The 22,191-nt window shown below is 71.1% G+C and carries 19 protein-coding genes; 8 read left to right on the forward strand and 11 right to left on the reverse strand.

Going from position 1 to position 22,191, the window contains the following annotated elements; all coding sequences use genetic code 11:
* Positions 1 to 13: 13 nt before the first annotated feature.
* Genes ACZ6Y1_RS19035 through ACZ6Y1_RS19045 form a run of 3 tightly spaced genes read right to left on the reverse strand, consistent with a single transcriptional unit; the run spans position 14 to position 2,684 of the window.
* A complete protein-coding gene (locus ACZ6Y1_RS19035; protein ID WP_469630529.1) occupies positions 14 to 880 on the reverse strand; it encodes a metal ABC transporter permease in 867 nt (288 codons plus the stop codon).
* A complete protein-coding gene (locus ACZ6Y1_RS19040; RefSeq protein WP_469630705.1) occupies positions 880 to 1,671 on the reverse strand; it encodes a metal ABC transporter ATP-binding protein in 792 nt (263 codons plus the stop codon). Before ACZ6Y1_RS19040 ends, ACZ6Y1_RS19035 begins: the two co-directional genes overlap by 1 nt.
* Before the next feature lie 29 nt (positions 1,672 to 1,700).
* On the reverse strand, positions 1,701 to 2,684 hold the full coding sequence (locus ACZ6Y1_RS19045; protein ID WP_469630532.1) for a metal ABC transporter substrate-binding protein: 984 nt from the start codon (positions 2,682 to 2,684) through the stop codon (positions 1,701 to 1,703).
* Positions 2,685 to 2,840: 156 nt separating this feature from the next.
* Here ACZ6Y1_RS19045 and ACZ6Y1_RS19050 point away from each other — a divergent pair, with 156 nt between their 5' ends.
* The gene (locus ACZ6Y1_RS19050) at positions 2,841 to 4,223 is read left to right on the forward strand and encodes a glycine--tRNA ligase (RefSeq protein ID WP_469630535.1); all 1,383 of its coding nucleotides are present in this window, start codon (positions 2,841 to 2,843) and stop codon (positions 4,221 to 4,223) included.
* Between the two features lie 83 nt (positions 4,224 to 4,306).
* Here the strand turns inward: ACZ6Y1_RS19050 and ACZ6Y1_RS19055 are convergent, their stop codons facing one another.
* From ACZ6Y1_RS19055 to ACZ6Y1_RS19070, 4 genes are all read right to left on the reverse strand, one after another.
* Complete coding sequence (locus ACZ6Y1_RS19055) at positions 4,307 to 5,038, reverse strand: VC0807 family protein (RefSeq protein WP_469630538.1); 732 nt, start codon at positions 5,036 to 5,038, stop codon at positions 4,307 to 4,309.
* 133 nt (positions 5,039 to 5,171) lie between these two features.
* The gene (locus ACZ6Y1_RS19060; protein ID WP_469630541.1) at positions 5,172 to 5,765 is read right to left on the reverse strand and encodes a TetR/AcrR family transcriptional regulator; all 594 of its coding nucleotides are present in this window, start codon (positions 5,763 to 5,765) and stop codon (positions 5,172 to 5,174) included.
* Between the two features lie 21 nt (positions 5,766 to 5,786).
* Positions 5,787 to 6,851 carry an aldo/keto reductase gene (locus ACZ6Y1_RS19065; protein WP_469630544.1) on the reverse strand — a complete coding sequence of 355 codons (1,065 nt, stop codon included), beginning with the start codon at positions 6,849 to 6,851 and terminating at the stop codon, positions 5,787 to 5,789.
* Positions 6,852 to 6,905: 54 nt separating this feature from the next.
* Positions 6,906 to 7,250, reverse strand: a complete 345-nt coding sequence (locus ACZ6Y1_RS19070) for a DoxX family protein (protein ID WP_469630546.1) — start codon at positions 7,248 to 7,250, stop codon at positions 6,906 to 6,908.
* Between the two features lie 91 nt (positions 7,251 to 7,341).
* Here ACZ6Y1_RS19070 and ACZ6Y1_RS19075 point away from each other — a divergent pair, with 91 nt between their 5' ends.
* Positions 7,342 to 7,797: a MarR family winged helix-turn-helix transcriptional regulator gene (locus ACZ6Y1_RS19075; protein ID WP_469630548.1), complete on the forward strand. Its 456-nt coding sequence runs from the start codon at positions 7,342 to 7,344 to the stop codon at positions 7,795 to 7,797.
* Between the two features lie 127 nt (positions 7,798 to 7,924).
* On the opposite strand, the gene ACZ6Y1_RS19080 is transcribed toward ACZ6Y1_RS19075, so the two are convergent.
* Positions 7,925 to 9,373 carry an MFS transporter gene (locus ACZ6Y1_RS19080; protein ID WP_469630551.1) on the reverse strand — a complete coding sequence of 483 codons (1,449 nt, stop codon included), beginning with the start codon at positions 9,371 to 9,373 and terminating at the stop codon, positions 7,925 to 7,927.
* 35 nt (positions 9,374 to 9,408) lie between these two features.
* Between ACZ6Y1_RS19080 and dusB the strand changes: the two genes are divergently transcribed.
* From dusB to ACZ6Y1_RS19105, 5 genes are all read left to right on the forward strand, one after another.
* Complete coding sequence (dusB, locus tag ACZ6Y1_RS19085) at positions 9,409 to 10,569, forward strand: tRNA dihydrouridine synthase DusB (RefSeq protein ID WP_384595387.1); 1,161 nt, start codon at positions 9,409 to 9,411, stop codon at positions 10,567 to 10,569.
* Between the two features lie 364 nt (positions 10,570 to 10,933).
* The gene (gene ppdK / locus ACZ6Y1_RS19090) at positions 10,934 to 13,642 is read left to right on the forward strand and encodes a pyruvate, phosphate dikinase (RefSeq protein ID WP_469630556.1); all 2,709 of its coding nucleotides are present in this window, start codon (positions 10,934 to 10,936) and stop codon (positions 13,640 to 13,642) included.
* A gap of 387 nt (positions 13,643 to 14,029) precedes the next feature.
* Positions 14,030 to 15,070 carry an ArsR/SmtB family transcription factor gene (locus ACZ6Y1_RS19095; RefSeq protein WP_469630559.1) on the forward strand — a complete coding sequence of 347 codons (1,041 nt, stop codon included), beginning with the start codon at positions 14,030 to 14,032 and terminating at the stop codon, positions 15,068 to 15,070.
* Between the two features lie 205 nt (positions 15,071 to 15,275).
* On the forward strand, positions 15,276 to 15,743 hold the full coding sequence (locus ACZ6Y1_RS19100; protein WP_469630563.1) for a group III truncated hemoglobin: 468 nt from the start codon (positions 15,276 to 15,278) through the stop codon (positions 15,741 to 15,743).
* A 144-nt stretch (positions 15,744 to 15,887) separates the two neighbouring features.
* Positions 15,888 to 16,298 (forward strand): VOC family protein, encoded by a 411-nt coding sequence (locus tag ACZ6Y1_RS19105; protein WP_469630566.1) that lies wholly within the window; start codon positions 15,888 to 15,890, stop codon positions 16,296 to 16,298.
* Between the two features lie 9 nt (positions 16,299 to 16,307).
* Here ACZ6Y1_RS19105 and nirD read toward each other — a convergent pair whose 3' ends face one another.
* The 3 genes from nirD to ACZ6Y1_RS19120 are packed head-to-tail and all read right to left on the reverse strand — an operon-like array spanning position 16,308 to position 20,615.
* Positions 16,308 to 16,640 carry a nitrite reductase small subunit NirD gene (nirD, locus tag ACZ6Y1_RS19110; RefSeq protein WP_469630569.1) on the reverse strand — a complete coding sequence of 111 codons (333 nt, stop codon included), beginning with the start codon at positions 16,638 to 16,640 and terminating at the stop codon, positions 16,308 to 16,310.
* Positions 16,637 to 19,165: a nitrite reductase large subunit NirB gene (gene nirB / locus ACZ6Y1_RS19115; protein WP_469630573.1), complete on the reverse strand. Its 2,529-nt coding sequence runs from the start codon at positions 19,163 to 19,165 to the stop codon at positions 16,637 to 16,639. The genes nirD and nirB overlap by 4 nt, the downstream gene beginning before the upstream one ends.
* A 1-nt stretch (position 19,166) precedes the next feature.
* Positions 19,167 to 20,615: an NAD(P)/FAD-dependent oxidoreductase gene (locus ACZ6Y1_RS19120; protein ID WP_469630576.1), complete on the reverse strand. Its 1,449-nt coding sequence runs from the start codon at positions 20,613 to 20,615 to the stop codon at positions 19,167 to 19,169.
* 157 nt (positions 20,616 to 20,772) lie between these two features.
* Here ACZ6Y1_RS19120 and ACZ6Y1_RS19125 point away from each other — a divergent pair, with 157 nt between their 5' ends.
* Entirely contained in the window at positions 20,773 to 22,068 is a 1,296-nt protein-coding gene (locus ACZ6Y1_RS19125) for a ferredoxin reductase family protein (RefSeq protein ID WP_469630579.1), read from the forward strand.
* The last annotated feature ends 123 nt before the right edge of the window (positions 22,069 to 22,191 follow it).

Here is a 22,191-nt window from a genome sequence, read left to right on the forward strand (position 1 = left end):
GCGGCCGCCGGGCCTAGACCTTCACGTCGTCGCGGGTACACACCTCTTGGGTGGCGGGGGTCGCCTTCGCCCGTCGCTTGGCCAGGGGCGCCGAGACCGCCGTCATGATCATGAACACGGCGATGGCGAGGAGCACGATCGAGCCGCCGGAGGGGGCGTCGACGTAGTACGTGGTGACCGTGCCGGTCAGCGAGACGAGCACGCCGATGGTCATGGCCACGGCCAGGGTCGCGGTGAACCCGCGGGTGACCCGCTGGGCGGCCGCGACCGGGATCACCATCATGGCGCTGACCAGCAGCAGGCCCACGATGCGCATCGCCACCGTGACGGTGACGGCGGCCGTGACCGCCATCAGCAGGTTCAGCGCGCGCACCGGCAGTCCGGTGACCCGGGCGAACTCCTCGTCCTGGCAGACCGCGAACAGCTGGCGGCGCAGGCCGAGGGTGACGGCGATGACGAACACGGCGAGGATCACCACCGCCGTGATGTCCTCGGCCGAGACCGTGGTGATGGAGCCGAAGAGGTAGCTGGTCAGATTGGCGGTGGAGCCGCCCGGCGCCAGATTGATGATCATGACGCCGCCGGCCAGGCCGCCGTAGAAGAGCATGGCGAGTGCGATGTCGCCGCTGGTCTTCCCGCGGGAGCGGATCAGTTCCATGCCGACCGCGCCGATGACGGCGACGAGGGTGGCCATCCACACCGGGCTGGCGTTGAACAGGAAGCCGAGGGCGACGCCGGTCATCGCCACGTGGCCGATGCCGTCGCCCATGACGGCCTGGCGGCGCTGGACCAGGTACGTGCCGATCGCGGGGGCCGTGAGGCCGACCAGCACGGCCGCGAGCAGGGCCCGCTGCATGAAGGCGTAGTCGAGGAGTTCCATCAGCTCAGCAGTCCCGTCCGCAGGGGCTCGGCGTCGTGCGCCGCGTGGGGGTGTACGTGGTCGTGGCCGGGCAGCGCGTGCTGGCCCACGGCCTCGGGGGGCGGGCCGTCGTGGACGACGCAGCCGTCGCGCAGGACGACGGCACGGTCGATCAGCGGCTCCAGCGGGCCCAGTTCGTGCAGGACGAGCAGGACGGTGGTGCCGGCGGCCACCTGCTCGCGGACGGCGCCCGCGAGGACCTCCTGGTTGGCGAGGTCCACACCGGCCATCGGCTCGTCCATGATCAGCAGTTCGGGCTCGACGGCGAGCGCCCGGGCGATGAGCACGCGCTGGTGCTGGCCGCCGGAAAGGGCGTTGACCGAGACCTCGGCGTGCGTCTCCATGCCGACGAGGACGAGGGCGCGCTCGACGGCGGCCTTGTCGGCCTTGCGCAGGAGGCCGAAGCGGGAGCGGGCGAGCCGGCCGGCGGAGACGACCTCGCGCACGGTGGCCGGGACCCCGCTGGCCGCGGTGGTGCGCTGCGGGACGTACCCGATGCGGGACCAGTCGCGGAAGCGCTTGAAGTCCGTGCCGAAGAGGGAGAGGTCTCCGCCGGAGAGGGGGACCTGGCCGACCACGGCCCGGACCGCGGTGGACTTGCCGGATCCGTTGGCGCCGAGCAGGGCGACGACCTCGCCGCGGCGGACGGTGAGGTCGACGCCGCGCAGCACGGGGCGCGAGCCGAGCGAGGCCGTGGCCCCGCGCAGGGATATGACGGGCTGGTCGTCAGCCGGTCGGGGCGTGGACTGCATGGCTCGCGCCTCCGTTGCTGCTGCTGTCATCACTTGGCTCCGAGGGCCTTCTGGAGGTTCTTCAGGTTGGACCGCATGACCTCGAAGTAGTCAGCGCCCTGGGACTTGTCCGAGATTCCCTCGAGCGGGTCCAGGACGTCCGTCTTCAGACCGGTGTCCGTCGCGAGGCTCTTGGCCGTCTTGTCGCTGGCCAGGGTCTCGAAGAACACCGTGGAGACATTCTCCTGCTTGGCGAGGGCCTGGAGTTCCTTCATCCGGGCCGGGCTGGGCTCGGACTCGGGGTCGACCCCGGAGATGCCCTCCTGGTCCAGGCCGTAGCGCTCGGCGAGGTAGCCGAAGGCGGAGTGGGTGGTGATGAAGGTCCTGGAGGCCGTGTTCTTCAGGCCGTCCTTGAACTCGGTGTCCAGCGCGGCCAGTCCGGCGACGAGTTCGGCGGTGTTCTTCCTGTAGTCCGCGGCGTGGCCCGGGTCGGCCTTCTCCAGGGCCGCGCCGACGCCCTTGGCGATCTCCGCGTACTTGGTGGGGTCGAGCCAGACGTGCGGGTCCTGGCCGCCCTCGCCGTGGTCGTGGTCGTGGCCGTGGTCGTGGCCGCCCTCGCCCTCGCCCTCGTGGGCGTGGTCGTGTCCGGAGGCGCCGTGGACCTCCAGCTCGGTGAGGCTGCCCGCGTCGACGACGTTCTTCACGCCGGACTGGGCGACGGCCTTGTCCACGGCGGGCTGCAACGTCTTGAGGTAGAGGACCACGTCGGCCTCGCCGAGCTGCCCGGTCTGCTTCGGCGTGATCTCCAGGTCGTGCGGTTCGACGCCCGGCTTGGTCAGGGTGGAGACCTTCACGTGGTCCTTGCCGATCTGCTCGGCGAGGAACTGCATCGGGTAGAACGACGCCATCACGTCGAGCTTGCCGTCCTTGCCGCTGCCGGCCGCGCCGGCGCCGGAGCAGGCCGTGAGGGCCGTGGCGCCGAGGGCTACGGAGGCGGCGAGGGCGGCGGTGGGTATGAGGCGTCGTACGTTCATGACATCCATTTTCATCAAAGATGGAAACGATTGTCAAAAACCCTGGTGAGGGGCGCCCGGAGCGGCCGCGGAAGGGGGGTCCCGATTTGAAAGGGGAGGTGCGGGCGCCGGTAACCTAGAGACTTCGCCGTTCGTCCTCGTAATGAAGAGAGCACCGTGGCCGCCGACAAGATCGACACCATCGTCAGCCTGAGCAAGCGCCGTGGCTTCGTTTTCCCCTGCAGTGAGATCTACGGCGGCTCCAAGGCCGCCTGGGATTACGGTCCGCTGGGTGTCGAGCTCAAGGAGAACATCAAGCGCCAGTGGTGGAAGGCGATGGTCACCGGGCGTGAGGACATCGTCGGCATCGACTCCTCCGTGATCCTGGCCCCCGAGGTCTGGGTGGCCTCCGGTCACGTCGCGACCTTTTCGGACCCGCTGACCGAGTGCACCTCCTGCCACAAGCGTCACCGCGCCGACCACCTGGAAGAGGCGTACGAGGCCAAGCACGGCCGCCTGCCCGAGAACGGCCTGGCCGACATCAACTGCCCCAACTGCGGTGTGAAGGGCCAGTTCACCGAGCCGAAGCAGTTCTCCGGCATGCTGGAGACCCACCTCGGCCCGACCCAGGACACCGGCTCCAAGGCGTACCTGCGCCCCGAGACCGCCCAGGGCATCTTCACCAACTTCGCCGTCGTGCAGACCACCTCGCGCAAGAAGCCCCCGTTCGGCATCGCGCAGATGGGCAAGTCCTTCCGCAACGAGATCACCCCCGGCAACTTCATCTTCCGCACGCGCGAGTTCGAGCAGATGGAGATGGAGTTCTTCGTCAAGCCGGGCGAGGACGAGCAGTGGCAGGAGTACTGGATGCAGGAGCGGTGGAACTGGTACCGCGACCTCGGCATCCGCGAGGAGAACATCCGCTGGTACGAGCACCCGAAGGAGAAGCTGTCCCACTACTCGAAGCGCACCGCCGACATCGAGTACCGCTTCAACTTCGGCGGCAGTGAGTTCTCCGAGCTCGAGGGCGTGGCCAACCGCACCGACTTCGACCTCAAGGCCCACTCCGCGGCCTCGGGCCAGAACCTGTCCTACCTGGACCAGGAGTCGGGCGAGCGCTACACCCCGTACGTCATCGAGCCGGCGGCCGGTGTCAACCGCGCCATGCTCGCCTTCATGCTCGACGCGTACGTCGAGGACGAGGCCCCCAACGCCAAGGGCGTCATGGAGAAGCGCACCGTGATGCGTTTCGACCCGCGCCTGGCCCCGATCAAGGTCGCCGTCCTGCCGCTGTCCCGCAACGCGCAGCTGTCGCCGAAGGCCAAGGGCCTCGCCGCCGACCTGCGCAAGTTCTGGAACATCGAGTTCGACGACGCGGGCGCCATCGGCCGCCGCTACCGCCGCCAGGACGAGATCGGTACCCCGTTCTGCGTCACCGTCGACTTCGACACCCTCGAGGACAACGCGGTGACCGTGCGCGAGCGCGACACCATGAAGCAGGAGCGCGTCTCCCTGGACCAGATCCAGGGCTACCTCGGCAGCCGCCTGCTCGGCTGCTAGGTCCGCCCCCGCAGACAGAAGACCGGTGGCCCGGTGCGCGAGGTACGCACCGGGCCACTGGTCCTTTACGCGGTCCCGTCCGCTCAGGCGGTCCCGCCCGCCGCGGCTTCGGCGGCCGCGGCCTCGGCCGCGCGGCGCTCGCCCTCGGCCTGCGACCGCTTCCCGTACATCGCGGTCCAGATGCCCAGCGCGCCCAGCACCCCGTAGATCATGATCGGGCTGACGGCCACCATGGTCTTGGTGTCCAGCACGAACGCCAGCACGACGCGGACGATCGCCTCGGCGACATACGCCACGCCCCAGACGAGGGTCATCCGCGTCATGGTGGTGCGGAAGCCCTCGTACTGCCACAGACCGTTCCACCAGGCGGTGCTCTCCGCAGTGCCGTCCGTGGCGAACTTGCGGCCGAAGTAGAACATCAGCGGCCGCGGCGCGAGCAGCGTGGCCAGGCAGAGCAGCCCGAAGAGGCCGGTCACGCACGAGTCCTTGATGAGCAGGGCGCGGGCGGAGGGGTCGCCGACGAGCGAGACGACGGCCGTGATCACTATGAACACCAGGGTGATGACGGCGAATTCGTCGAGCTTGCGCCGCCAGGCCAGGCTGATGGCGCTGTCGAGCACCGGCCAGGCACTGCTGAGGAGCAGTGCCGAGAACTCGCTCCACCCGTGGTCGTCGACGAGCGTGTTGTACGTGATGATCGGCGCGACCACGTTGAGCCCGATGGTCAGGATCCAGCCGATGGCGGTCGCTGCCCCGGAGCGGGCGGGAGGTGCGGGCCGGCTGGGAGGTGCGGGTCGTGCTTCTTGGGCTGACAAGGTTCCCCCTGGAACGTGCAGTTGAGTGCGGTAGGGGGACCGTAAGGACACGGCGATGACATGTACAAGCTGAGACCACTAAAATGATCACCAAGCGGACCGGACGGAATGATTCCGAACGGATCCAGCCAGGTCAGGCGCGCAGACCTCGGATGATCAGGGTGGTGACGGCCTCGAACTCGGCGATGATCCCGGGCGAGCGCCACTCGGCCGCGTACTGCGGGTCGTGGAACCGGCCGGTGGCGTCGAACACCGCACGGGCCGTGGCCGCCACGTCATCCGCGGCGATCGTGCCCGCGGACACCCCTTCGGCGATGATCCGGGCCAACTGGTCGATCAGCTCGCTCAGGTGGGCGTCGACCACGCCGCTGTTCTCGGCGAGCAGCACCGTGTAGGTGGCGAACAGTTCGGGATCGTCGCCGGCCTTGTGCCGCTTCGCCTCGAAGAGCGCCTCCAGCCACGCCTCCAGCTTGGAGGGCGCGCTCTGCGCGGGCGCCGAGGTGATCTCCTCCAGTACCGCGACGCTCTTCGCGAGCCAGCGGTCCGTGACGGCTTCGCGCAGCGCGGCCTTGGACGGGAAGTGCCGGTACACGCTGCCGTGGCTCACGCCCAGGGCGCGGGCCACGTCCACCACGGTGGCCTTGGTCGGGCCGAAGCGTCGCAGCACGTCCTCGGTGGTCTCGAGGATGCGCTCGGGTGTCAGGGGCTCGGCCGCGGCGGGGGACATGGGTACGACCGTACCGCCCGCTCAGTGCTCGCTGTCCAGGTGGGTCATCTGCGCCGCCGGGTAACGCTCCCCGGCCGCGGAACCCTCGGGCACGGCCTCCTCGATGGCGGCCAGGTCCCCGGCCTCCAGGGATATGTCCAGGGCACCCAGTGCCTCGGCCAGCCGCTCGCGGCTCCGGGCGCCGATCAGCGGCACGATGTCCTCGCCCCGGGAGAGCACCCAGGCGATGGCGGTCTGGGCGACGCTCACGCCCTTGCCCTCGGCGACCTTGCGCAGGGCGTCGACCAGATCGAGGTTCCGGTCGAGGTTCTCGCCCTGGAAACGGGGGCTCATGCCGCGGAAGTCGCCCGGGGTGAGCGCCCGGTCCCGGGTGAAGTGGCCGCTGATCAGACCGCGCGAGAGCACCCCGTACGCCGTCACGCCTATGCCGAGCTCGCGCGCGGTCGGCAGGATCTCGGCCTCGATGCCACGCGAGATCAGCGAGTACTCGATCTGGAGGTCCGCGATGGGGGCCACGGCGGCGGCGCGGCGCAGGGTGTCGGCGCCGACCTCGGACAGGCCGATGTGGCGCACGTGCCCGGCCTGGACCGCTTCGGCGATGGCCCCCACGGTCTCCTCGATCGGCACGGCCGGATCCACGCGGGCGATCCGGTAGATGTCGATGTGGTCCCGGCCGAGCCGCTGGAGCGAGTAGGCCAGGAAGTTCTTCACGGCCTCGGGCCGGCCGTCATAGCCGGTGAAGCCGCCTTCGACCGTGCGCAGGGCGCCGAACTTGACGCTGGTCAGCGCCCGCTCGCGGGCCGCGGCGGGCGCGGTGCGCAGGGCTTCGTTGATCAGCAGCTCGTTGTGGCCCATGCCGTAGAAGTCGCCGGTGTCGAGCAGTGTGACGCCCGCTTCCAGGGCGGCGTGGATGGTCGCGAGGGACTCGCCGCGGTCGGCCGTCCCGTACAGGGCGGACATCCCCATGCAGCCCAGCCCCAGCGGGAAGACGGTGGGGCCGGTGCTGCCGAGGGTGCGGTGAACGCGCTCCCGGTGGGCGTTCTCGCGGTGGTCGGTGGTCGCAAGGGTGTTCTCGTTCGTCTCCATGCAACGAGAATGGCATGACGAGTGACAGATTTCAATATCTGTCACTCGTCAGTGTCAGGCCAGGATCCGCAGCACCAGGGCGGCCGCGGCGACCAGGGTGAGCACGGCCGCCGGCGCCAGCTCGTAGTCCTTGACGCGCAGGTGGGCGACGACCGCGCCGATGAAGTAGAGGGTCACGCCGACCGCCGCGGCCACGCCGAGCGGCGTCACCCACAGGCCCGCGACCAGGCCGATCGCCCCGGCGGCCTTGAGGCCGGCCAGTCGCGGCAGCCAGGAGTCCGGGACCTGGACGCGTCGCATGCTCGCCACGATCTGGTCGTTGCGCTGGAGCGAGAAGGCGGCGGAGGCGGCGAGGGCCAGGGCGAGCAGGAGGCCGACGACGGCATAGGCGAGGAACATGAAAATCTCCAACGGTCGGTGGTTGCTAACCATTGAATAGCATCAACGATCTGATCCATGCAATCATTTCTTCATTGCTACGATGTGACACATGACGGCAGATCAGGACGGATCGCATCCCCCGCAGCGGCTGGGCCTGCTGCTCGCCTGGCACGGATCGATCACCCAGACCCGTATGAAGAAGGCGCTCGGCGCGGCAGGGCTCACCCCCCGGCACGCCATGACGCTGATGCACCTGGAGGACGGCCCCCTCAGCCAGCGGGCGCTCGCCGACCGGCTGGAGGTGGACCCCAGCGTGCTCGTCGGCATCCTGAACGACCTGGAGGGCGACGGCCTCGCCGAACGCCGCCGGGACCCGGCCGACCGCCGCCGTCACAACGTGGTGATCACCGCCGCGGGCCGGGCAGCCCTCGGCACGACCAACGCCGCCCTCGACGAGGTCGAAGGCGGCATCTTCGGCGCGCTGTCGGTACAGGAGCGCGAGGTCCTGCGCGGCCTCCTCGACCGGGTCAACACCTCGGCCGAGGACTTCACCTGCGGGGAGTAGTCACCCGCGGCCGGCGCCGGGCCGGCGCCTCACAGCGCGCACCGAGCCCGCACGCGCGGCGCCCCTCACACGCCGGGCCTTACGCGCGGCGCCCCCCACGCGCGGCGCCCCCCACGCGCGGCGCCCCTCACGCGCGCGGCGCGCCCATCTCCGCCAGGGGCCCCGGCGGCTCCTCCAGGGCGCGGGCCGTCCGGTCCGCCGTGCGCAGCGCCCACGTGCCGGTCGACGCCGCGCCCAGCACCAGCACCAGCACCCCGCACAGCGTGATGATCCACCACGCCGGGACGGCCGCCCCGGTGAAGTCCCGGCCGTCCGCCATCCCGGCGGCCAGCACCGCCCCCACCACGGCGACGCCGAGCGTGCTGCCGGTCTGGCGGCTGGTGGAGGCGATGGCGGCCGCGACGCCCGCCTGGGAGCGCGGCATGCCGGAGACGGCCGTGTTGGTGACGGGCGCGTTGACCATGCCGAAGCCGATCCCGAACAGCACGTACCCGGTGAACAGCAGCGGGGTGGACGTCTCACCCCGGAACACGGCGAACAGCAGCCCGCTCGCGCCCATCGCCGACCCCGCGATCAGCAGCGGAAGCCGCGGCCCGCGACTGCCCACGAGACGCCCCGACAGCGGCGCGATGACCAGCGTCATCGCGGCCATGGGCAGCATGTACAGCCCCGCGTTCAGCGCGTCCAGCCCCCGTACGTCCTGCAGGTACAGGGTGTTCACGAAGAGGAAGCCGGCCATCGAGGCGAAGGCGCTCACCGCGATCACCGTCGCCCCGCTGAAGGGCACGCTCCGGAAGAACCGGAAGTCGATCAGCGGCTCCTCGCGCCGGGGCTCGTGGACCAGCAGCCCCACCAGCGCGACGACGGACACCAGGGCGCACCCCAGGATCACCGGCGAACGCCAGCCCGCCGACGGCGCCTCGATGATCCCGTACGTCACACAGCCGAGCAGCACCATGATCAGGACCTGGCCCACCGGGTCGGGCCGCCGCGGCCTGGCCGCCCGGGACTCCGGGATGTGGCGCAGCGTCAGCACCAGCGCCAGGAGGCCGATCGGCAGGTTGACCCAGAAGATCGAGCGCCAGCCCACGGAATCCACCAGGAGCCCGCCGATCAGCGGCCCCGCGGCCATGGAGATGCCCGCGACGGCGCCCCACACGCCGATGGCCCGCGCCCGCTGGGCCGGATCGGTGAAGGTGTTGGTGATGATCGACATCGCCACCGGGTTCAACATCGCGCCGCCGACCGCCTGGACCATCCGGAAGGCGATGAGCCATTCGAGTCCGGGCGCCAGCGAACACAGCAGGGACCCCGCGGTGAAGAGCACGAGGCCGGTGACGAACACCTTGCGGCGTCCGATCCGGTCGGCCGTGGAGCCCATCAGCATCAGCAGCGAGGCCAGCACGAGCGTGTAGGCGTCGATGGTCCACTGCATGCCCGCGACCGAGGCGTCCAGTTCCGTGCGCATGGTGGGGAGCGCGACGTTCAGGACGGTGTTGTCGAGGCTGACGATCAACAGGCTCATGCAGCAGATCGCCAGGACGAGCATGCGCTGCCGGGAACTCGTCTCGATCATGCCGCCGATGGTACGTCCGCACCCATGGCCGCGGCATGCGGGACAATGGGCGGATGACCACGCTCCCCCCGCCTCTCGCGATCGGCCCGCACACCGTGCAGCCCCCCGTGGTGCTCGCCCCCATGGCCGGCATCACCAATGCCCCCTTCCGTACCCTCTGCAGGGAGTTCTCGGGCGGCAAGGGGCTGTTCGTGAGCGAGATGATCACGACCCGCGCCCTGGTCGAGCGCAATGAGAAGACCATGCAGCTGATCCACTTCGACGAGACCGAGAAGCCCCGGTCGATTCAGCTGTACGGGGTCGACCCCGTGACGGTCGGCAAGGCGGTCCGCATGATCGTCGAAGAGGACCGTGCCGACCACATCGACCTGAACTTCGGCTGCCCCGTCCCCAAGGTGACCCGCAAGGGCGGCGGCTCGGCCCTGCCCTACAAGCGCAACCTGCTGCGCGCGATCCTGCGCGAGGCCGTTGCGGGCGCCGGCGACCTGCCGGTGACCATGAAGATGCGCAAGGGCATCACCGACGAGCACCTCACCTACCTCGACGCCGGCCGGATAGCCGTCGAGGAGGGGATCACCGCGATCGCCCTGCACGGGCGCACCACCGCCCAGCACTACGGCGGCACCGCCGACTGGGACGCCATCGCGAGGCTCAAGGAGCACGTGCCGGAGATCCCGGTGCTCGGCAACGGCGACATCTGGTGCGCCGAGGACGCGCTGCGCATGGTCCGCGAGACCGGCTGCGACGGCGTGGTGGTCGGGCGCGGCTGCCTGGGGCGGCCGTGGCTCTTCAACGACCTCGTGGCGGCCTTCGAGGGGCGCCCGGAGGACTTCCACAAGCCCACGCTGCGCGAGGTCGCGGGCACCATGCTCCGGCATGCGCAGCTGCTGGGGGAGTGGATCGGGGACGAGACGCGCGGGGTGATCGACTTCCGTAAGCACGTGGCCTGGTACCTCAAGGGCTTCTCGGTGGGCTCCGAGATGCGGGGCAAGCTCGCGGTGACCTCTTCGCTCGCCGAATTGGACGCTCATCTGAGCGAGCTCGACCTGGACCAGGGCTGGCCCGAGAGCGCGGACGGCCCGCGCGGCAGGACGTCCGGAAACAACCGGGTTGTCCTGCCGGACGGCTGGCTGAAGGACCCGTACGACTGCGCCGGTGTGAGCGAGGACGCCGAACTGGACACGTCCGGAGGCTGACAAATCGCCCTGCGTGGCGCGTGATATACGCCACGCATGGGTAGGGGTTTGCTCAGATGAGCGCGTAAGTCACGGGTAAGACTTCCAAAGGGTGGCACTGGGTGCCACCCTTTGTGCGTTCAAGACTTGAACGCAAATGTATCGATGATCGCTCATCCGAGCGTGATCCCGGGCCAAACGCCCCTTCTTCCTTCGGCTTATGAAGGCTCTTCGTACTTTCTCATTACCCGTGAGTTACTTTCGATCTGCTGGCGCACGGGTGGTTACAGCCGTATGACGGCCAAGTGGACGTACCCATAAGCCTTCGATCTGGGTATGTTCCTGGCCGTCAGGGCAGCCACCGAGCCTCGAGGAGTCGAGACCCGTGTCGGAAAACAAAGATCAGAAGTTCGTCTACGACTTCACCGAGGGCAATCGCGACCTCAAGGACCTTCTCGGCGGCAAGGGAGCCAACCTCGCCGAGATGACCAACCTTGGTCTCCCGGTCCCTCCCGGCTTCACCATCACCACCGAGGCCTGCAAGGTCTACCTCGAGAGCGGTTCGGCCCCGGCCGTCCTGCGCGACGAGGTCAGCGCCCACCTTGCCGCCCTCGAGACGAAGATGGGCAAGAAGCTCGGCCAGTCGGACGACCCGCTGCTGGTCTCGGTGCGTTCCGGCGCCAAGTTCTCGATGCCCGGCATGATGGACACCGTCCTCAACATCGGCCTCTCCGACGAGTCCGTCACCGGCCTCGCCACCCAGGCCGGCAACGAGCGCTTCGCGTGGGACTCGTACCGCCGCCTCATCCAGATGTTCGGCAAGACCGTCCTCGGCATCGAGGGCGAGCTCTTCGAGGACGCCCTCGACGAGGCCAAGGCCGCCAAGAAGGTCACCGTCGACACCGACCTCGACGCAGCCGACCTGAAGAAGCTCGTCAAGGCCTTCAAGAAGATCGTGGCGAAGGAAGCCGGCCGCGAGTTCCCGCAGGACGCCCGCGAGCAGCTCGACCTCGCCGTCGAGGCCGTCTTCAACTCGTGGAACACCGACCGCGCCAAGCTCTACCGCCGCCAGGAGCGCATCCCGAGCGACCTGGGCACCGCCGTCAACGTCTGCTCCATGGTCTTCGGCAACCTCGGCCCCGACTCCGGCACCGGCGTCGCCTTCACCCGCGACCCGGCCAGCGGCCACGCGGGCGTCTACGGCGACTACCTGCAGAACGCCCAGGGCGAGGACGTCGTCGCGGGCATCCGCAACACCGTGCCGCTCGCGGACCTCGAGTCCATCGACAAGACCTCGTACGACCAGCTCATGACGATCATGACGACGCTGGAGACCCACTACAAGGATCTCTGCGACATCGAGTTCACCATCGAGCGCGGCCAGCTGTGGATGCTGCAGACCCGTGTCGGCAAGCGCACCGCCGGCGCCGCCTTCCGCATCGCCACCCAGCTCGTGGACCAGGGCCTGATCGACGAGGCCGAGGCCCTCCAGCGGGTCAGCGGCCACCAGCTCGCGCAGCTGATGTTCCCGCGCTTCGACGAGGGTGCCAAGACCACCCTGCTCGGCCGCGGCATCGCCGCCTCCCCGGGCGCGGCCGTCGGCAAGGCCGTCTTCGACTCCTACACGGCCGTCAAGTGGTCCCGGTCCGGCGAGAAGGTCATCCTGATCCGCCGCGAGACCAACCCCGACGACCTGGACGGCATGATCGCCTCCGAGGGCATCCTGACCTCCCGCGGTGGCAAGACCTCCCACGCGGCCGTCGTAGCCCGCGGCATGGGCAAGACCTGTGTCTGCGGCGCCGAGGAGCTCGACGTCGACACCAAGCGCCGCCGCATGACGGTCGGCGACACGGTCATCGAAGAGGGCGACGTCGTCTCCATCGACGGCTCCACGGGCAAGGTCTACCTCGGTGAGGTACCCGTCGTACCCTCCCCGGTCGTCGAGTACTTCGAGGGCCGCATGCACGCCGGCGCCGACGACGCCGACGAGCTCGTCGCCGCCGTGCACCGGATCATGGCGTACGCGGACCGCGTCCGCCGCCTGCGGGTGCGCGCCAACGCCGACAACGCCGAGGACGCGCTGCGCGCCCGCCGCTTCGGCGCCCAGGGCATCGGCCTGTGCCGCACCGAGCACATGTTCCTCGGCGAGCGCCGCGAACTGGTGGAGCGACTGATCCTCGCGGACACCGACGGCGAGCGCGAGGAGGCACTCAGTGCCCTCCTGCCGCTGCAGAAGAAGGACTTCGTCGAGCTGTTCGAGGCGATGGACGGCCTGCCCGTCACCGTCCGCCTCCTCGACCCGCCGCTGCACGAGTTCCTGCCCGACATCACCGAGCTGTCGGTGCGCGTCGCCCTCGCCGAGTCCCGCAAGGACCCCAACGAGAACGACCTGCGCCTGCTCCAAGCCGTGCACAAGCTGCACGAGCAGAACCCGATGCTGGGTCTGCGCGGCGTCCGCCTCGGCCTGGTCATCCCCGGCCTGTTCAAGATGCAGGTCCGGGCGATCGCCGAGGCCGCGGCCGAGCGCAAGAACGCCAAGGGCGACCCGCGCGCCGAGATCATGGTCCCGCTCGTCGGCACCGTCCAGGAGCTGGAGATCGTCCGCGAGGAGGCCGACGCGGTCATCGCCGAGGTCGAGGCCGCCACCGGCACCAGCCTCAAGCTGAGCATCGGCACGATGATCGAGCTGCCGCGCGCCGCCCTGACGGCCGCCCAGATCGCCGAGGCCGCGCAGTTCTTCTCCTTCGGCACGAACGACCTGACCCAGACGGTGTGGGGCTTCTCCCGCGACGACGTCGAGGCCAGCTTCTTCACGGCCTACCTGGAGAAGGGCATCTTCGGGGTCTCGCCCTTCGAGACCATCGACAAGGACGGCGTCGGCTCGCTGGTCCGCCACGCGGTCGAGCAGGGCCGGGCCACCCGCCCCGACCTCAAGCTCGGCGTCTGCGGCGAGCACGGCGGTGACCCCGAGTCCGTCCACTTCTTCCACGAGGTCGGCCTCGACTACGTCTCCTGCTCGCCCTTCCGGATTCCGGTGGCGCGCCTGGAGGCCGGTCGTGCGGCCGCCGAGGCGAAGGGCAGCGACAGCCGCTGACCCCCGGCCCTGGGAAGGGCCTCCCAAGACGGCGCGTCTGCCCCCGGGTTCCCTGACCCCCGAGGGCAGACGCGCCCATTTTTTCTTGTTCAACAAATCTTTACGCCAGCAGGCGGTGGACGGATCCCCACCCGTCCACCGCCGCTGTCATTCTGCCGGGCACGTCGGCGCTTCCCGTGCGACCGACCGCCAGGCCCCGCAAAGCCCCCCACGGCCTTCGCGGAGCGTTTCGGTCGCATCGGAGTGTGCCCGGCGGAGTACAGGATTTCGGTTGTCACGCCTCTGCCGAAAGGGGTTTCAACTGTGGCCGAAAGGGCGTGGTGACCACGTGTGACTGCATGCATACTCATGGGGCGGGGGGATTGCGGTTGCACAGGTGGGGGTTCGGTGCTGCGTATCCATTTCACTGGAGTGGACCTGGCACGCGTACGGATGGCAGGGCGTCCCGATGCGTTGTGGGAAACGATTCTCAGCTTTCATCGGCTAAGGGACCGGCGAGATGTCCGGTTGTTCGGTGAATGGCGGACGGAATCGCGCATCAGGTTGAACAGTGAAACACGCACGCTCGGTATGCTTATACCGAGCAAGGGGTATTTCCCTGATTTCCTGACGCCCGTCGAGGGGCAGTACGGGTGGGACGTGGGCCTGGACGCCCTGCGCGGGATCCGTCCCGAGCGGATCCGGCGGGAGCTGGAGCTGCTGGGCGGCGGCGTCGCGGGCGCGGGTGCCGGCTCCGGTGCGGGCGGCGGTGTGGCGCTGCCGCCGCGGCTGCGTGAGTTCATGGACGACTCCGCCAAACACCTGCCGCGACTGCTGGGCGAGCTGCGGGCGTACCACCGGGCGGCCGTGGAGCCGTACTGGACGCACATCCAGGCCCAGATCGAGGCCGAGCGGGCCGCGCGCGGCCGGGCCCTGCTGGACGGGGGCGCGGACGAGCTGCTGGCCTCGCTGCCGCCGATGCTGCGCTGGCGGGCTCCGGTGCTGGAGTGCGACTACCCCGTGGACCGGGACGTACGGCTGCGGGGCCGCGGGCTGCTGCTCCAGCCGTCCTTCTTCTGCCGCCGCACGGCGGTGACGCTGCACGACCCGGAGCTGCCGCCGGTCCTGGTCTATCCGGCAGCCGCGCAGCTCGCGTCGGCGCCCACGGGGGGTGAGGCGGCCCGGCCGACGGTGGAGGAGCAGCGGGTGCGCACCCTGGGCAAGCTCGTGGGGCACACCCGCTCGGTGGTGCTGCGGGCCATAGGGGACGGCGCGACCACGAGTGAGCTGGCCCGGCGGGCCGGGGTGTCGCTGGCCTCGGCCAGCCAGCACGCGTGCGTGATGCGGGAGGCGGGGCTGGTGACCACGCTGCGGCACGGGAACGCGGTGCTCCATACCGTGACGCCGTTGGGGGCCGCGCTGCTGAAGGGCGGGGCGGTGGCCTCGTGACGCGCCGGCGCCGCCCCGGCGGGTGCGGTGCCCCTGCGGGGGCTGCCGGTGGTGCGGTGCGGCGCCGTCGCGGGGGCTCCGCCCCCGGGCCCCCGCGGGCTCCGCCCCCGGGCCCCCGCGCCTCCAACGCCGGCGGGGCTGGACTGGCGAGGGCGCGGGACCTTCTGCCCTGGCCCGGCCCGGCGCGGTGGAGGATGGTGCTCCCATGTGCCACTTCGCCGCCGCCGCCGACATCTCCGGCCGCGCCGACCTGGAGGTCGTGCTGCGCCGTTTCTACACGGCCGCCTTCGCCGACTCCCGGATCGGGCCGTTCTTCACCGAGATCGCGGGCACGGACCTGGAGGTTCACCTCCCCCGGATCGCCGACTTCTGGGAGCGCGCCCTGTTCCGCAGCGCCGACTACCGGCGCAACGCCTTCGCCCCGCACGCCGCGTTGGACTCGGTACGCAAGATGACCGCCGCGGACTTCGGCCGCTGGGTGCAGCTGTGGCACGCGACCGTCGACGGCCTGCACCGCGGGCCGAACGCGGAGCGGGCCAAGGCCCAGGGCGAGCGGATCGCGCTGACCCTGCACAGGCGGCTCGCGGGGGCCGGCGCATCCATGGAGACCGGGGACGGCATCGGCTTCATCCCGCTGGCCGCGCTGGAGCTGCGCTTGACGGGAACGCTCTGACCTGCGGTTTCGTGCCGGCCCGAGGGAGGGCCGAAGAAAAGCCGAAAAAACTTCGGGCGGGAGCGATGAGTTTCCCGCGCGGCCCCGGTCCACCTCTCGTAAGCAGCGAGCAGAGCTCAGCCACGCGAGAGAAGAGAGACCGAGATGTCCCAGCCCCAGATGATCTTCGTCAACCTGCCGGTCAAGGACCTGGACGCCGCCAAGGACTTCTGGGCGAAGCTCGGCTACTCCACCAACCCGCAGTTCACCGACGAGAACGCGGCCTGCCTGGTCATCAGCGACACGATCTTCGCGATGCTGCTGACCGAGGCCCACTTCAAGACGTTCGCCACCAAGCCGATCGCCGACGCCGGCTCCGTCACCGAGGTGATGGTGGCCCTCAGCGCCGACAGCCGCGAGAAGGTCGACGAGATCGTCGACGCCGCCCTGGCGGCGGGCGGCACCGAACCCCGCCCGGCCATGGACATGGGCTTCATGTACGGCCGCGCCTTCGAGGACCTGGACCACCACGTCTGGGAGTTCGTGTGGATGGACCCGGCCGCCGTCCAGGGCTGAGCCGTACCCCTACGAGGTAGCGGCGGTCCGCACCGGGTAGGTCCGGACCGTCACCTCGTCGTCGTCCAGGCAGCGTCCCGACTCCAGGTCGAAGCGCTGCTTGAGCAGCGGCGAGGCCACGAAGGGCCGGCCCGCCGCGGCTCCCAGCAGCCCCCGCGAGAGCACCTGCGCGCCGGTGAAGGGGTCCCGGTTGGCGATGGCGTACGTGCGCCCCGCGCGGTCGACGAAGACCGCGGCCTGGCTCCCGTCGGGCAGCAGCGCCGCCACCCCGCGCCCGGGCGTGAGCGAGGACAGCTCGCACACCGTCAGCCAGCCCTCCGCCACCTGCAGTTCCACGGTCATCGGACTCCTCCGATCGTCAGGACGGCCAGGTCGGGCTTGACCTGGTCGCGCTCGGGCACGAACTTCACGGTCGGGTCGGGGGCGCCGGGCGCGTTGACGAAGGACACGAACCGGCGCAGCCGCTCCGGGTCCTGGAGCGTCTCGGCCCACTCGTCCCGGTAGTGGGCGACGTGGTCGGCCATCAGGGCCTCCAGCTCGTCGCACAGCCCGAGCGAGTCGTGCACGATCACGTCCCGCAGGTGGCCCAGGCCCCCCTCCAGCCGCTCCAGCCAGGTGGAGGTCCGCTCCAGCCGGTCGGCGGTGCGGATGTAGAACATCAGGAACCGGTCGATGAGCCGGACCAGCTCGGCGTCCGACAGGTCCTGGGCGAGGAGGTCCGCGTGGCGCGGGGTGGCCCCGCCGTTGCCGCCGACGTACAGGTTCCACCCGGCGGCCGTCGCGATGACCCCGAAGTCCTTGCTCTGCGCCTCCGCGCACTCGCGGGCGCAGCCGGAGACCGCCGACTTCAGCTTGTGCGGGGCGCGCAGACCCCGGTAGCGCAGCTCCAGGCCGATGGCCATCTTCACGCTGTCCTGGACCCCGTAGCGGCACCAGGTCTGCCCCACGCAGGACTTCACCGTGCGCAGCGCCTTCCCGTAGGCGTGCCCGGATTCGAAACCGGCGTCGACGAGCCGGGCCCAGATCCGCGGGAGCTGGTCCACGCGCGCGCCGAAGAGGTCGATCCGCTGACCGCCGGTGATCTTGGTGTAGAGGCCGAAGTCGCGGGCCACCTCGCCGATCACGATCAGCTTGTCGGGGGTGATCTCACCACCCGGGATGCGCGGCACGACCGAGTAGGAGCCGTTGCGCTGCATGTTCGCGAGGAAGTGGTCGTTGGTGTCCTGGAGCGCGGCCTGCTCCCCGTCGAGGACGTAGCCGCTCGCGCCGAGGGTCGGTGCGAGCGAGGCGATGATCGAGCCGACGGCGGGCTTGCAGACCTCGCAGCCCTCGCCGCCGCGTGCCTCCGGGCGGCCGTGCCCGTCCAGGATCTCCCGGTACGAGGTCAGGCGGCGGGTGCGGACGATCTCGTAGAGCTCGGCACGGGTGAAGGGGAAGCAGCCGCACAGCCCTTTGTCGGCGGCGGCCGGCAGCAGCTGCCCGATCACCTTGACGCAACTGCCGCAGCCGGTGCCCGCCTTGGTGCACTTCTTGACCTCGGGGAGGGTGGCACAGGCGATGATCGCCTTCTTGGTGACGTTGTGGCACGAGCAGATCACCGCGTGGTCGGGGAGCGATGACGGGCCGAGCGCGACGGGCGCTCCGACCCCGGCGGGCAGCACCAGCTGCTCGGGGGCGACGGGCGGCACGCTGCCGGTGAGCGGGCGCAGCAGCCCGTACGCGTCCGCGTCGCCGACCAGGACCCCGCCGAGCAGGACCCCGTCCGGGGAGACCACGAGCTTCTTGTAGACGCCGGAGCGGGAGTCGGACCAGACGACGTCGAGGCTGTCGGGGGCGGTGCCGTGGGCGTCGCCGAAGGAGGCCACGTCCACGCCGAGCAGCTTGAGCTTGGTGGAGAGGTCGGCGCCCGTGAACTCCTTCTCCCGGCCCAGCAGATCGTCGGCGGCGGTCTCGGCCATCTCGTAGCCGGGGGCGACCAGGCCGTAGACGCGGCCGTCGACGGCGAGGGCGCACTCGCCGATGGCGTAGACGTACGGGTCGGAGGTGCGGCAGCGGGCATCGACCGAGATGCCGCCGCGCTCGCCGACGTCCAGACCGCAGTCGCGGGCCAGCTGGTCGCGGGGGCGGACGCCGGCGGAGAAGACGACGAGGTCGGTGTCGACGGTGGAGCCGTCGGACAGCCGCATCCCGCTGACGCGGCCGTCCTCGCCGGTCAGCACCTCCTGCGTGCCGACGCCGGTGTGGACGGCGAGGCCCATGCCCTCGATGGTGCGCAGGAGGGCCGCGCCGCCGCCCTCGTCGACCTGTACGGGCATCAGGCGCGGGGCGAACTCGACGACGCGCGTGGCGAGTCCGAGCCCCTGCAGGGCGCCGGCGGCCTCCAGCCCCAGCAGCCCGCCGCCGACGACCGCGCCGGCGGCCTTGTCCTTCGCGTACTCCTCGATGGCGAGGAGGTCCTCGATGGTGCGGTAGACGAAGCAGCCGGGCGCGTCCTTGCCGGGTACGGGCGGCACGAAGGGGTAGCTGCCGGTGGCCAGGACCAGGACGTCGTACGGGAACACCTCGCCGGAGCGGGAGGTGACGGTGCGGGCGGCCCGGTCGATGTGCTCGGCGGGGTCGTCGAGGCGCAGGGTGATGCCGTGCTCGGCCATGAAGCCGGGGGGCGTCAGGGACAGGTCCTCGGGAGTGCTGCCGGAGAAGTACGAGGTCAGGTGCACGCGGTCGTAGGCGGGCCGGGGCTCCTCGCAGAGCACGGTGATCCGGTGGGTGGCGGTGACCCCGCGCTCGGCGAGCGCTTCGAGGTAGCGCTGGCCGACCATGCCGTGCCCGATGAGCACGATCGTGGGCAAGGGCTCGGTCACGGTCATGTCAGTGGCCTCCGTCGTCGGTGAGCAGGTGGAACAGGTCGTGCGGTGCTTCGCCGCCCTCCCAGGTGCGGGCGAGGGCCCCCACGGTCGAGAGCTCGCCGAGCAGCACGCCGCCGACGAGGCGGTCGCCGCGGACGACGACCTTGCGATAGGTCCGGCGGGTGGCGTCGGCCAGGCGGACCACGTCGTCGCCGGGGAGGGGGGTGGTCTCGCCGAAGGCGGCGAGGTCGAGGGAGCCGTCCGCGCCGGGGAGGGTGAGGCGGGTGAGGGCGCGGGTGCCGGTGTAGGGGGTGGGGCGGCCGGTGAGGGTGGCGGCGAGGGCCTCGGCCTGCTCCAGGGCGGGGCCGGCCAGGCCGTACACCTGGCCCGCGTGCTCGGCGCAGTCGCCGATGGCGTGGACGCGGGGGTCGCTCGTGCGGAGGTGGTCGTCGACCACGATGCCGGTGCGGATCTTCAGCCCGGCGGCCTGGGCGAGGCCGGTGCGGGGGCGTACGCCGCAGGCGAGCACGACGATGTCGGCCGCCAGGTGGTAGCCGTCGGCCAGCTCCACCCCGGTGACGCGACGGTTGCCGTGCGGCGCCGCCACGGGGGCGCTGCCCCGGGGGGCCCGCGCCTCGATCGCCGGCGGGGCCGAAGGATCGGGGCTCCGCCCCGGACCCCGCTCCTCAAACGCCGGAGGGGCTGGGTCGTTCCCCGGCGAGGCTGGGTTTGCCTCCTGAGGTGCCGGACCGGTGGCCGGCGACATCAGCCCGAATCCAGCCTCGCCGGCGTTTGAGGCGCGGGGTCCGGGGCGGAGCCCCGGGAGCGGACCTGTGGTCAGGCCCCTGACCCGGCACTCCGTGTGGATCTCCACGCCGAGCGCGGTCAGGTGGGCGTGCAGCAGCGCGGAGGCGTCCGCGTCCAGCTGGCGTTCCATCAGGCGCTCGCCCTGCTGCGCCAGGACCACCTGCGCGCCCCGCGCGGCCAGCGCACGGGCCGCCGAGACGCCCAGCAGGCCTCCGCCGATCACCACCGCCCGCACCCCGGGGCCCACGGCCGCCGACAGGGCCAGGCAGTCGTCCATCGTGCGGAAGGCGTGCACCCCGTCCGGGAGTTCGCGGCCCTCCGGCTCGAACAGGCCCCGCAGCGGCGGCAGCACCGCGTTCGAGCCCGTCGCCAGGACCAGGGCGTCGTAGGACAGTGCCGCGCCGTCGTCGCAGTGGACCGTACGGTCGGCGCGGTCGACGCGGACCGCCCGCACCCCGCGCCGCAGCGCCGGTCCGACCGCCGGGAGGGCGGTCACCTCCGGGGCGTACCGGCCCGCCAGGACCTCGGCGAGCAGCACCCGGTTGTACGGGACGTGGCTCTCCTCGCCGAGGACGGTCACCGCCGCCGCGCCGTCCAGACGCGCGGCGAGTCGCAGGCCCGCGAGGCCGCCGCCGATCACCACCACACGCTGCTCCGATGTCATGGAACGAGCGTGCGGGGCGGCTGTTTCCCCTCCGCATCGCTCCTGTTACCCGGACGGAACGCCGATCTCAGCATGGGGATTAAGGGTCGGTGAGGCGTTCCTCAAGGCGGGCTTAAGGATCATCCGGGCCGCCTGCGGGGCCCTTAGCGTGCTGCGCATGCGAGATGCGGCGGTGCGGGTCAGGGGCGGGATCGCGGCCGGGGCGGGGGTGGTGACCCTGCTCTGGGCGGCGCAGGTGCGGCCCTCGGCCCGGCCCGACGCGCTGTTCGCGACCGCCGCGCACCTCACGGGCCTGCTCGCCGGGTACGGGGTGCTCGTGCTGCTGTTCCTGATGGCCCGGGTACCGGCGGTCGAGCACGGGGTCGGTGCCGACCGGCTCGCGCGCTGGCACGCCTTCGGCGGCCGGCACGTCCTGCTGCTCTGCTTCGGGCACGGGCTGTTCGCCCTGCTCGGATACGCCGTGCACGAGGGGGTCGACGTGGTCTCCGCCGTCCGGGAGCTGCTCGGCTACCGCGCGCTCGCCGCCGCCGCGGCCGGGACCGTCCTCCTGGCGGCGGTCGGCGTGACCTCCGCCCGGGCGGTACGCCGCCGGGTCTCGCACGAAACCTGGCGTGGGGTCCACCTGTTCGTGTACCTCGCCGCCGCCCTCGCCTTCGCGCACCAGATGGCCGGGCCCGACCTCGCCCCGGTCGCCTGGTTCTGGACGCTGGCCCACACCATGGTGGCGGTGCTGCTGGTCTGGTACCGCGCGGTGGTTCCCGTACGGCAGGCCCTGCGGCACGGGTTGCGGGTCGCGGAGGTACGGCCGGAGGGGCCCGGTGTGGTCTCCGTCGTGGTCCGCGGGGAGCACCTGGCGGAACTGCGCGCGGAGCCGGGGCAGTTCCTGCGCTGGCGGTTCCTGGAGCGGCGGCTGTGGCACACGGCCCTGCCGTTCTCGCTGTCCGCGCCGGTGTACGGGGACACGCTGCGGATCACCGTCAAGGGGCTCGGCGGCCACTCCCGGCGGATCCGCCGGCTGCGTCCCGGCACCCGGGTGCTGGCGACCGGGCCGTTCGGCGCGCTCACCGCCGCCCGGCGGACCAGGCCCAAGGTGCTGCTGATCGCGGGCGGGGTCGGCATCACCCCGCTGCGGGCGCTGTTCGAGACGCTGCCCGGCGGCCCCGGGGACATCACCCTCCTCTACCGGGCCGGGGCCGAGGAGCACCTCGTACTGCGCCGCGAACTGGAAGCCATCGCCGACGAGCGGGGGGCGGGCCTGCACTACCTGCTCGGGCCGTCCGGCGCCGCCTACGATCCGCTGGCCCCGCAGGCGCTGGCCGCGCTCGTGCCGGACCTGGCCGAGCACGACGTGTACCTGTGCGGGCCGCCGGGGATGGCCTACGCGACCCGGGGCGCGCTGCTGCGGGCCGGGGTGCCGGCCGGACGTATCCATTCCGAGTGCTTCAGCTTCTGAGCCCCCTTCCGATTCAGAGAGGTGTGCCGGGTGTCCGTGCGCCATCCGCTCCACGTGTCCGTGCCCGTGTCGTCCGTGCCCGTGTCGTCCGTGTCCGCGCCCGTCGCCGTGGCGCCGGGGGCC

This window comes from Streptomyces sp. NPDC053432, assembly GCF_055585365.1.